Below are 11,003 nucleotides of genomic sequence, written 5' to 3' on the forward strand. Positions count from 1 at the left end.
CGGCCTCGCCGGCACGCTGCTCTACAAATGGCTGAAAGGCGCCACCGAACGCCCGCGGCCGTATCAGGCCTGCCCGTCGATCTGCTGCCTGAGCGCGCCGCTCGACCGTTTCAGCTTTCCTTCCGGCCACACCCTGCACGCGGTGGTGTTCAGCCTCGTCGCCACCGCGTATTACCCGGCGCTGGGATGGCTGGTGTGGCCGTTCACCGCGCTGGTCGCGCTGTCGCGCTTGGTGCTGGGGCTGCACTATGTGAGCGATGTGGTGGTCGGCGCGCTGCTGGGCGGAATGATCGCTGCGCTGACGCTGGCGCCTTGAATCCCGGAAGTCTCGGCAGAAAACCGCTTCCTCGCCGGTTCAGATGCAGGGCGAAGATCGCGCCTCCGGTGTTGGGGCAATTGGGTGTTTAGTGGCGGCAGCCGGCCAATTTCAGTCGGCCAGGAGGGCTCTGCGATAGTCCGTCTGCTTCAGCAAAGCAGACGTTTGGAAACCGCCGTATCCCGCTACATCGCGGAATACACTGGCCCGCTGCCGCCTTCCGGTGGTTTCCACACAATGTTTTGCAGTGCATCCTTGATGTCGCAGGTTTTGCAGTGAATGCAATTTTGCGCATTGATTTGCAGACGGCGCTTTTCATCCGTGACCACGATTTCGTAAACCCCGGCAGGGCAGTAACGTTGTTCCGGCGCGTCGAATTTTTCTATGCTGATGGAAACGGCTTCTGTTTTGTCGAGCAGGTGCAAGTGGCAGGGCTGATCGCGATCATGGGTGATATTGCTGAGCGCGACGGAGCTCAGCCTGTCGAAGCTGATTTTTCCATCCGGATTGGGATAGTCGATCGTCGGCATTTCCGCTGCAGGACGCGTGCACTCGTGATCGGCCTGCCGATGGCGCAGTGTCCAGGGCAATCGCAGCCCGGCTGCGGCCAGCCACATTTCAACCCCGCCAAACAGCGTGCCGAGGATAGTTCCGAAACGGGATAGCATCGGCTTGACGTTGCGCACGGCGTGCAAGTCGCGCCAGACCCTCGAGTCGCGCAGTGCGGCCGGATATTCGCCGAGACGATCATGGCTGCGATTTGCGGCCAGGGCAGCCATCACGGCTTCGGCTGCCAGCATCCCGGATTTCATCGCATTGTGAATGCCCTTGATGCGCGGCACATTGACCATCCCGGCACTGCATCCGATCAGCGCCCCGCCAGGAAACACCAGTTCGGGCCAGGATTGCAGGCCGCCTTCGGTGATGGCGCGTGCGCCATAGGATAGACGCTTGCCGCCTTCAAGCAGCGGGCGAATGGCCGGATGTGTTTTGAATCGCTGAAACTCGTCGAAGGGCGACAGGTGGGGGTTGGCGTAATCGAGGTGAACCACGAAGCCGATCGACACCAAGCCGTCGCCATAATGGTAAATGAATGAGCCGCCCCCGGTATCCGAGGCAAGCGGCCAGCCAAAACTGTGTTGCACCAGCCCGGGCCGATGCTTCTCCGCCGCAACCCGCCAGACCTCCTTGATTCCGAGGCCGTACTTTTGCGGCGACGCGTTCTGGCGGAGTTGAAACCGCTGCTCCAGGTCGCGGGTAAGCGAGCCGCGTACGCCTTCGGCGATGAGCGTATAACGGGCCTGAATTTCGATGCCCGGCGCGAATTGCGGGCCTTCCTCGCCGTTTGCGGTGCGCCCCATGTCGCCGGTTACGATTCCAGCAACCTCGCCCTGCTCGCCGTACAGGATTTCCTGTGCGGCGTAACCCGCATAAATTTCCACGCCTGCCGCTTCTGCCTGGCTCCCCAGCCATTGGCAAAACTCGCCCAGGCTGATGATGTAAGCCCCATGATTGGCCATCAATGGCGGCAATAAAGCGACCGGTATGCGCCAGCTGCCCTGTTCACCCAGCACGACGAATTCGTCTTTGCTTACGGGCGTGGTCAGCGGTGCGCCCAGCGCGTCCCAGTCAGGCAGCAACTCATTCAATGAAACGGGATCGATCACCGCGCCGGAAAGGATATGCGCCCCAAGCTGTGCGCCCTTCTCCAGCACGCAGACACTGATCTCCTGCCCGGCTTTCTGTGCACACTGTTTCAGGCGCAACGCCGCCGCAAGCCCGGCCGGACCCGCACCGACAATCAACACGTCATACGACATGACATCCCGCGACATATCAGGCGCACCGCTACATTAACAATTCGCGACATTATAATATGCCATCGATATGTGCCGTATGGGGGATAGATGAAGCTATTGGTGGCCGTAAAAAGGGTGGTCGATCACAACATCAAGGTGCATATCAAGCCTGATGGCTCCGATGTGGAGTTGGCCGGTGCCCGCATGAGCATCAATCCGTTTGATGAAAATGCCATGGAAGCAGCCATGCGCCTCAAGGAAAGCGGCGTGGCGACCGAGGTTGTCGCGGTAACGGTTGGCCCGGCAGCGGCGCAGGATGTATTGCGGCATGCGCTGGCCATGGGTGCGGACCGGGCCATTCTGCTGGAGAGCAGCGAGGCAGTGCAGCCTTTGGGGGTAGCCCGGTTGCTCAAGGTCCTGGTTGAACGCGAGCAACCCGGCCTGGTGCTTCTCGGCAAGCAGTCGATCGATGACGATACCTGCCAGACCGGCCAGATGCTGGCCGGTCTGCTGGACTATGGGCAAGGCACATTCATTTCCGCACTGGAGATAGAAAATGGCGAAGCCGTGGTCACCCGCGAAATAGAAGGTGGAACCGAAAAGATTGCGGTGGCCTTGCCCGCCGTATTGACTGCCGACCTGCGGCTCAATGAACCGCGCTACGTGAAACTTCCCAATCTGATGATGGCCAAGAAAAAACCGATCCAGACCCACAGCGCGTCGGAATTCGGGATTGATGTATCGCCGCGGCTGGCCCTGGTCAACGTTGCCGACCCCCCTGCCCGGAGAGCATGTGTCATGGTCGACAACGTGCAGGAACTGGTCGAGAAATTACGCGCTGAAGCGAGGGTGTTGCCATGAGCGTTCTGATTCTGGCGGAACATGAAAATGAGAAGCTGAAGCCTGCGGTTGCCCAGCTGGTCAGTGCGGCGCAATGCTGGAACCAGACTGTGCATGTGTTGCTGGTCGGCAACGACCTCGCTGCCGCAGCCCGGGGCGCTGCGGCCATCGCCGGCGTGGCCAGCGTGATGTGCGTCGAGGCGCCGCATCTGCAACACCCGCTCGCCGAAGATGTCGCCAACATCGTTGCGGGCATGGGCCGCGAATATTCGGTGATTCTGGCCGCGCATAGCGCCCTGGGCAGGAATGCATTGCCGCGCGCGGCGGCGCTTCTGGATGTGGAAATGGTTGGCAATGTCGTCGAGATACAGGCGCCGGCAACCTATGTGCGGCCCATCTACGTCGGCAATGTCTTTGCGACCGTGCGCAGCAATGACCCGATTCAGGTCGTCACGCTGCGCGCCAGCCGGTTTGAGATGGCCGCTACCGGCAATAACGCTGAAATCGTCAAGCTCGCGCCGCCGCCTGCCTCAGCCAAGACACGCTGGCTGAGTGAAATACGCAACCAGTCCGATCGACCCGAACTGGGTTCAGCGAGCGTTGTGGTTTCAGGCGGGCGTTCGTTGGGCAGTGCAGAAAACTTTGAATCGGTGCTGGCACCGCTGGCGGACAAGCTTCATGGCGCACTGGGGGCCACCCGTTCCGCAGTGGATGCCGGATTTGCGCCCAACGATATCCAGATAGGACAAACCGGCACGGTGGTTGCACCCGAGCTTTATATCGCGGTCGGCATATCCGGCGCGGTGCAACACACAGCGGGCATGCAAGACAGCAAGATCGTCGTTGCCATCAATCACGACCCCGACGCCGCTATTTTCCAGATGGCGGATTATGGTCTGGTAGCCGACCTGTTCGAAGCCGTTCCCGCCCTGACCGCAGCCCTTCCCTGAACACAAAAACCCACCGAGCCCGTCATGTCTTCTGAAAAACCCTCAAGCAACACCACAACCGCACGCGTCCTGAGCGTGCATCACTGGAACGACACCTTGTTCAGTTTCACAACCACACGCGACCCCGGCTTGCGCTTTGAAAATGGCCAGTTTGTGATGATCGGCCTGATGGTTGACGGGAAACCGCTGATGCGCGCATACAGCATTGCCAGCCCCAATTACGAAGAGCACCTGGAGTTCTTCAGCATCAAGGTGCAGGACGGCCCGCTGACCTCGCGCCTGCAACACCTGAAGGTGGGCGACGAGGTGCTGATTTCCCGCAAACCCACTGGCACACTGGTTGTACGGGATTTGCTGCCCGGCCGTAACCTCTACCTGCTTTCCAGCGGCACCGGAATGGCGCCATTCATCAGCCTGATTCAGGATCCGGAAGTTTACGAACTTTTTGAAAAGGTGGTGCTGGTCCATGGCGTTCGCCAGGTCAGCGAACTGGCCTATGCCGACTTCATTACCAAGGAACTCCCGCAAAACGAATTTTTCGGCGATCAGGTACGCGAGAAATTGATTTATTACCCTACCGTCACGCGTGAGCCCTTCCGCAATCAGGGCCGCCTGACCGATCTGATCGGTAGCGGCAAACTCTTCACTGACATTGGCTTGCCGCCATTGGACCCCGAGAAAGACCGCGCCATGGTTTGCGGCAGCCCGCAAATGCTGAAAGACACCATGCTCATGCTCGACCGATATGGTTTGAAAATATCGCCGCGCAGCGGTGAACCTGGTGCCTACGTGATCGAACGCGCTTTCGTGGAAAAGTAGGGACGCCAAATCGCCCATTCCGGGGCGGCATGCGTCATGCATCGGCACATTCCACCCCAGGTGTTCGTGCGCAACGATGTCGACCCACAGATGACTCATCGCACCGACCGTGCAGGCGCGCGCTTCGTCGGCGCGCGCGCCTGCACGGTCGGCCGCGTGAATCTTGCGTGAAACCCGGCGGGGCCGGCCTGCGTATAATCCCGGCTGTCGTTTTCAACCCACAGCGCCACGCGAACCCCCAACCATCATGCGTACCCTCATCTGCGGTTCCCTCGCCTTCGATTCCATCATGGTGTTCCAGGATCACTTCAAGCACCACATCCTGCCCGACAAGATCCACATGCTGAACGTGTCGTTTCTGGTGCCCGAGATGCGGCGCGAGTTCGGCGGCTGTGCCGGAAACATCGCCTACAACCTGAAGCTGCTGGGCAGCGAGCCGGTGATCATGGCAACCGTCGGCGACGATTTCGGCGTGTATGCGGATCGCCTCGACGCACTGGGCATTTCGCGCGAAGCCATCCGCCACATGGCGGGCAGCTATACCGCGCAGGCCTTCATCACCACCGATCTGGCCGACAATCAGATCACCGCGTTCCATCCCGGCGCGATGAATTTCGCGCATGAAAACGATGCGTCGAAAACGCGCGATATCGGGCTCGGCATCGTCTCGCCCGATGGCCGCGACGGCATGCTGAACCACTGCCGTCAGTTTCACGCAGCGGAGATTCCGTTCGTGTTCGACCCCGGTCAGGGCATGCCGCTGTTTTCCGGCGGCGAACTGCTGGAGATGGTCGAGCGCGCCGATTACGTGACGCTCAACGATTACGAAGCCGAACTGCTGCAGGCGCGCACCGGATTGCCGCTCGACGCCCTGGCCGCCAAGGTGAAATGCCTGGTCGTGACGCGCGGCGAAGCCGGCGCGCATTTTTATGCCGACGGCCGGCGCATCGACATCCCCGTGGTCCCGGCCCGCGCGGTGGTCGACCCCACCGGCTGCGGCGACGCCTTCCGCGCCGGCCTGCTCTACGGCATCGCCCATGGCTGGGACTGGGAAACCACCGGCCAGCTGGCAAGCGTCATGGGTTCGATCAAGATCGAGCAACGTGGCGGACAGAACCACAAACCCGCGCGCGCGGAGATTGCCGAACGGCTCCAGACCGCGTTCGGCAAGACGCTCTAGGCGGCGTCCAACGTGCCTGGCCGCCGCTCTGGCTGGCCGGCATGGCGGCCTCGCAGCGGTACGCCGCGGCAGCGGGAATCCCGCGGCACCCGCTTCGCCTACAATGGAACTACATTCAACAGCGGAGAAGTCGTCATGCAAAAACCATCCCGAATCGCAGCCTCTGTCCTGCTTGCTGCGGCCATTGCCGTGCTCGGCGGCTGTGCCGCCGGCACCGGCGGCAAGGATTACAGCCGCGCGCAGGCCCGCACCGTGCAGGAAGTGCAGATGGGCGTGGTGGAGTCGGTGCGCGAAGTGAGCGTCGAAGGCACCAAGACGCCGATAGGCGCGGGCGCCGGCGCGGTGGTCGGCGGCGTGGCGGGGAGCACGGTCGGCAGCGGCAAGGGCAGCATCGTTGGCGCGACGGTCGGCGCGGTGCTGGGCGGTCTGGGCGGCGCGGCCACGGAAGAGGCGGTGACCCGCCAGAAAGGCGTGGAAATCACCGTCAAGCTCGATTCCGGACGGCTGATCGCCATCACCCAGGCGGCGGACGAGGTGTTTCGGGTCGGCGACCGCGTGCGCGTGCTGTCGGGCGGAGGAACGACGCGCGTGTCGCATTGACGCACAGCCGGCGTGGCGGGCTTGCCGGTCATCGTTTCGCAACCTGAACGTCACGCCGGATTAACGGCGGCTCTCTAAGCTGGGCGCATTCCGTCAACGGGAGCGCCTCATGCTCGATGTCCGCACCACTCTTCAAGCCACCCCCGCCGGCCGCTACCACGTTTCGCTGGCAGTCGACGACAACGAGATCCGCGAAGCGCAGCGCCTGCGCTACAAGGTATTTGCCGAGGAAATGGGCGCGCATCTGTCGTCCGCCCTGCCGGGACACGATATCGATCTGTACGACCCGTTCTGCGACCACCTGCTGGTGCGCGAACTCGCCGGCGGCGAAGTCGTCGGCACCTATCGCATCCTGCCGCCCGAAGCCGCCCAGCGCGTCGGCAGCTATTACTCCGAACAGGAATTCGACCTCACCCGGCTGGGCTTCCTGCGGCCGCGCATGGCCGAGCTGGGGCGTTCGTGCGTGCACCCGGCGCATCGCAGCGGCAGCGTGATCGCCCGTCTGTGGATGGGACTGGCCGATTACATGACGCGCTACGGTTATGAAACCATCGTCGGCTGCGCCAGCGTCGGCATGGCCGACGGCGGCCATATCGCGGCGAGCGTGTATCGCCAACTGGCCGCACGCCATCTCGCGCCGATCGAGTGGCGCGTCACCCCGCGCACGCGCCTGCCGGTCGAATCGCTCGACGATGGCCGGGATGCCGCGCTGCCGCCGCTGATCAAGGGCTACACCCGGCTCGGCGCGATGGTCTGCGGGGAGCCGGCCTGGGACCCCGACTTCAACACCGCCGATCTGCTGATGCTGCTGCCGATGGCGCAGCTCAACCGCAGTTATGCCCGCCGCCTCATCGTTTGAGTCTTACAATGCACGGGTGAGTCTTGCCCGCCTCCCTCCTACTCTTCGCCGCGCCATCCGCATCGGCCGGCTGGGGCTGCATCTGATCTGGGGCGTGGCGCTGGCCGGGCTGCTGTTTCCGCTGCTCGGCCCGGCGCAACGCGACCGCCGCATCATGGCCTGGTCGCGGCGTCTGCTCGGCGTGCTGGGCGTGCAGGTACGCACGACTGCCGCCCCCAGCCTGCCAGGCGGTGCGCTGCTGGTATGCAACCACGTCTCGTGGCTGGACATTTACCTGATCTACGCTGCCCAGCGGGTGCACTTCGTCTCCAAGGCCGAGGTGCGCTCATGGCCGGTGGCGGGCTGGCTGGCGCACAAGACCGGCACCCTGTTCATCGAACGCGGCCGCCGCGCCGACACCGCGCGCATCAACAGCGAAATGCGCGCGCTGATGCAGGGCGGCGCCTGGGTGGCGGTGTTCCCCGAAGGCACCACCGGCGACGGGCGCGGGCTGCGGCGCTTCATGCCGTCGCTGCTGCAGCCGGCGGTCGAGCTGAACTGCCCGATCGTGCCGGCCGCCCTGCGTTACCGCACGCTGGACAACGACTACAGCGCCGCGCCCGCGTATATCGACAACATCAGCATGTGGCAAAGCCTGCAACGGATCGTCGGCGAACCCGGCCTCATCGCCGAGCTTCAGTTCGGCGAGCCGATCCCGCCGAACGGCCACCGGCGCGAGCTGGCCGCGCAGGCGGAAGCGGCCACCGCCCGGCTTCTGGGCGTGGCCCCCGCAAGCGCAGCGGCGGTGGACGCTCAGCTTACGGATGGCCGGGGCGCTGCATCCGCGGGCACTGCACCGCAAATGCCTGGCGGTCCTCCAGCCTGACTGCGGTCAGCTTGCCGCCCCACAGGCAGCCGGTATCCAGCGCGATCAGGCCGGGCCGGTTGACCAGCCCGAGCGTCGACCAGTGGCCGAAGACCAGCGTCGCCGCCGCGCTCTGCCGCCCCGGCACCTCGAACCACGGCAGCCAGCCGGCCGGCTGCGTGCCGGGCGCCCCCTTGTGGTGGAATTCCATCTCGCCCGCCGGCGTGCAGTAGCGCAGCCGGGTGAAGGCGTTGACGATCACCCGCAGCCGCTCGATGCCCTGCAAATCCTCATCCCAGGCCACCGGCGCGTTGCCGTACATCTGCGCGAAAAAATCGCGGTAATGCGCGCCCTGCAGCGCGGCCTCGGCTTCGGCCGCCCACTGCATCGTGTCGTCCACCGTCCAGCCCGGCAGCACGCCCGCATGCACCATCAGAAAATCGCCTTCGCGCCAGGCCAGTTTGCGCTGGCGCAACCAGGCCAGCAGCTCGTCGCGGTCGGGCGCCGCCAGAACCGCATCGAGCGTGTCGCCCTTGTGCGCGCGGCCGTAGCCTTCGGCCAGCGCCAGCAGGTGCAAATCGTGATTGCCGAGCACGCTGATGGCTGCGCTTCCCAGGCTTTTGACGAAGCGCAACACCGCCAGCGAATCCGGCCCGCGGTTGACCAGGTCGCCGACCAGCCACAGCCGGTCGGCTGCCGGGTCGAATTTCACTTCATCGAGCAAACGCAAAAGGGAAGTTTGGCATCCCTGAGGATCGCCAATGGCATAGGTGGACATATAAAATACGCTTTGAATGTTTGTACGCTGTGTTGACCCGCATCATAGCGCTCCCGCCTGAACCTCTTGTGACGCCTGCGCCATGAAACCCCTGATCCGCCTGTTTTTCAAAACCCTGCGCGCCATCCTCGGCCCGTTTCTGCTGCTGGGCGACTGGCTCACCCGCCCCAAGGGCGTCGTGCGTCCGGCAGTGGCCCAGCACGCCATCGATGCCAGGACGCAAAACCTGGCTTTGTACCACTACCCCACCTGCCCGTTCTGCATCAAGACCCGGCGCGCGATACGGCGGCTGTCGCTCGATATCGAGCTGCGCGACGCCAGAAACGACGCCGCGCACCGTTCCGCCCTGATCGCAGGCGGCGGCAAGCTGCAGGTGCCGTGCCTGCTGATCGCCGACGCCGCAGGCCGGCAGACCTGGCTGTACGTGTCGGACGACATCAATGCCTACCTGAACCGCGAATTCGGCGCGGCATGAGCCTGCTTGCAGCCCTGAATCCGCCGCAGCGCGAAGCGGCGAAGTATCTCGACGGCCCCTTGCTGGTGCTGGCGGGCGCCGGCTCGGGCAAGACCCGCGTCATCACCCACAAGATCGCCTACCTGATCGGCGAATGCGGCTACAAGCCGGGTTCGATCGCCGCCATCACCTTCACCAACAAGGCCGCGCGCGAGATGGCCGAGCGCGCTGCCAAGCTGACCTCTAACGTCAACACCAAGGGCCTGATCGTCACCACTTTTCACTCCATGGGCCTCAGGATGCTGCGCGAGGACGCGAAATTTGCCGAGCTGAAGCCGGCGTTTTCCATCCTCGATTCCGCCGACGCCGCCGGCATCGTTTCGGAGATCATCAAGACCACCGACAAGCAGGAAATCCGCCGCGCGGTGTCGCGCATCTCGCTGTGGAAGAACGAGCTGAAGTCGCCCGCCGCCGCGCTCGCCAGCGCCGAGGACGACAATGCACGCGTCTACGCGAAAATCTACGACCGCTACGACGCGACGCTGCGCGCCTACCAAGCGGTCGATTTCGACGACCTCATCCGCCTTCCCGCTGAATTATTGGACACCCACGCCGAATTGCGCGAAAAGTGGCAGAACCGCCTGCGCCACATCCTGGTCGACGAATACCAGGACACCAACGTCGCGCAGTACCGCCTGCTGCAGAAGCTCACCGGCGTGCGCGCGGCGTTCACCGCGGTCGGCGACGACGACCAGGCGATCTACGGCTGGCGCGGCGCCTCGGCCGACAATCTGCGGCAGTTGAACGAGGACTACCCGCATCTGCACGTGGTCAAGCTGGAGCAGAACTACCGCTCGACCATCCGCATCCTCAAGGCCGCCAACAGCCTCATCGCCAACAACCCCAAGCTGTTCGAGAAGCGCCTGTGGAGCGACCTCGGCGTGGGCGACGCGATCCAGGTGATGCCCACCAAGGACGACGAACACGAGGCCGAATCGGTGGTGATGCGCCTGCTGTCGCACAAATTCCAGCACCGCACCGAGTGGCGCGACTACGCGATCCTGTATCGCGGCAACTACCAGGCGCGCGTGTTCGAGCAGGCGCTGAGGAACGAGAAAGTGCCGTACCAGCTGTCGGGCGGCCAGTCGTTCTTCGACCGCGCCGAAATCAAGGACGTGATCGCCTACCTGCGCCTGATTGCCAACAGCGACGACGACCCGGCCTTCATCCGCGCCGTCACCACGCCGAAGCGCGGCATTGGCGCGGCGACGCTGGAAAAGCTCGGCCAGGTCGCCGCCACCCTGCACGTGAGCCTGTTCGAGGCGGTGTTCTCCGCCGCCGCCGCGTCGCAGATCGGCGAGCGCCAGTTGGCGCCGCTGGTCGAGTTCTGCAACTTCATCAACCGCTTCGAGGAACGGGTTGTCCGCGAACCGGCCGGCGAACTGCTGAACGACCTGCTGAAGATCATCGACTACGAAGTCTACCTGTTCGACCAGGACGACCAGCGCGCGGCGCAGAGCAAGTGGAACAACGTGCTGGAGTTCGCCGCCTGGATCGCCAAGAA

13 protein-coding genes are annotated in these 11,003 nt (G+C 63.8%); 11 read left to right on the forward strand and 2 right to left on the reverse strand.

Annotated elements, in window-relative coordinates:
* Positions 1-316: phosphatase PAP2 family protein (locus Q0L94_RS14150; RefSeq protein ID WP_296754353.1), on the forward strand; the 316-nt coding region annotated here is incomplete at its 5' end.
* Between the two features lie 185 nt (positions 317-501).
* Here Q0L94_RS14150 and Q0L94_RS14155 read toward each other — a convergent pair.
* Positions 502-2,151, reverse strand: a complete 1,650-nt coding sequence (locus tag Q0L94_RS14155) for an electron transfer flavoprotein-ubiquinone oxidoreductase (protein ID WP_296754355.1) — start codon at positions 2,149-2,151, stop codon at positions 502-504.
* A gap of 72 nt (positions 2,152-2,223) precedes the next feature.
* Here Q0L94_RS14155 and Q0L94_RS14160 point away from each other — a divergent pair, with 72 nt between their 5' ends.
* The 8 genes from Q0L94_RS14160 (at position 2,224) to Q0L94_RS14195 (ending at position 8,228) form a co-directional block, all read left to right on the forward strand.
* Positions 2,224-2,976 (forward strand): electron transfer flavoprotein subunit beta/FixA family protein, encoded by a 753-nt coding sequence (locus Q0L94_RS14160; RefSeq protein ID WP_296754358.1) that lies wholly within the window; start codon positions 2,224-2,226, stop codon positions 2,974-2,976.
* Entirely contained in the window at positions 2,973-3,905 is a 933-nt protein-coding gene (locus tag Q0L94_RS14165) for an FAD-binding protein (RefSeq protein WP_296754360.1), read from the forward strand. Before Q0L94_RS14160 ends, Q0L94_RS14165 begins: the two co-directional genes overlap by 4 nt.
* Positions 3,906-3,929: 24 nt before the next feature.
* Entirely contained in the window at positions 3,930-4,724 is a 795-nt protein-coding gene (locus tag Q0L94_RS14170; protein WP_296754363.1) for a ferredoxin--NADP reductase, read from the forward strand.
* Between the two features lie 36 nt (positions 4,725-4,760).
* Positions 4,761-4,895 (forward strand): hypothetical protein, encoded by a 135-nt coding sequence (locus Q0L94_RS14175; protein WP_296754366.1) that lies wholly within the window; start codon positions 4,761-4,763, stop codon positions 4,893-4,895.
* A gap of 76 nt (positions 4,896-4,971) precedes the next feature.
* Entirely contained in the window at positions 4,972-5,904 is a 933-nt protein-coding gene (locus Q0L94_RS14180) for a carbohydrate kinase family protein (protein WP_296754369.1), read from the forward strand.
* A gap of 135 nt (positions 5,905-6,039) precedes the next feature.
* Complete coding sequence (locus Q0L94_RS14185) at positions 6,040-6,504, forward strand: glycine zipper 2TM domain-containing protein (protein WP_296754371.1); 465 nt, start codon at positions 6,040-6,042, stop codon at positions 6,502-6,504.
* A 109-nt stretch (positions 6,505-6,613) separates the two neighbouring features.
* On the forward strand, positions 6,614-7,363 hold the full coding sequence (locus tag Q0L94_RS14190) for a GNAT family N-acyltransferase (protein ID WP_296754374.1): 750 nt from the start codon (positions 6,614-6,616) through the stop codon (positions 7,361-7,363).
* A gap of 16 nt (positions 7,364-7,379) precedes the next feature.
* Positions 7,380-8,228 (forward strand): lysophospholipid acyltransferase family protein, encoded by an 849-nt coding sequence (locus Q0L94_RS14195; protein ID WP_296754376.1) that lies wholly within the window; start codon positions 7,380-7,382, stop codon positions 8,226-8,228.
* Here the strand turns inward: Q0L94_RS14195 and Q0L94_RS14200 are convergent.
* Positions 8,161-8,985 carry a symmetrical bis(5'-nucleosyl)-tetraphosphatase gene (locus Q0L94_RS14200; protein ID WP_296754379.1) on the reverse strand — a complete coding sequence of 275 codons (825 nt, stop codon included), beginning with the start codon at positions 8,983-8,985 and terminating at the stop codon, positions 8,161-8,163. The two genes, Q0L94_RS14195 and Q0L94_RS14200, sit on opposite strands and share 68 nt — an antisense overlap.
* Before the next feature lie 82 nt (positions 8,986-9,067).
* Between Q0L94_RS14200 and Q0L94_RS14205 the strand changes: the two genes are divergently transcribed.
* Together Q0L94_RS14205 and Q0L94_RS14210 are read left to right on the forward strand one after the other, a co-directional pair.
* A complete protein-coding gene (locus tag Q0L94_RS14205) occupies positions 9,068-9,460 on the forward strand; it encodes a glutaredoxin (RefSeq protein WP_296754382.1) in 393 nt (130 codons plus the stop codon).
* On the forward strand, positions 9,457-11,003 hold a 1,547-nt coding region (locus Q0L94_RS14210), incomplete at its 3' end, for a UvrD-helicase domain-containing protein (protein WP_296754385.1). The genes Q0L94_RS14205 and Q0L94_RS14210, both read left to right, overlap by 4 nt.

The sequence above is a fragment of the Thiobacillus sp. genome (assembly GCF_024708915.1).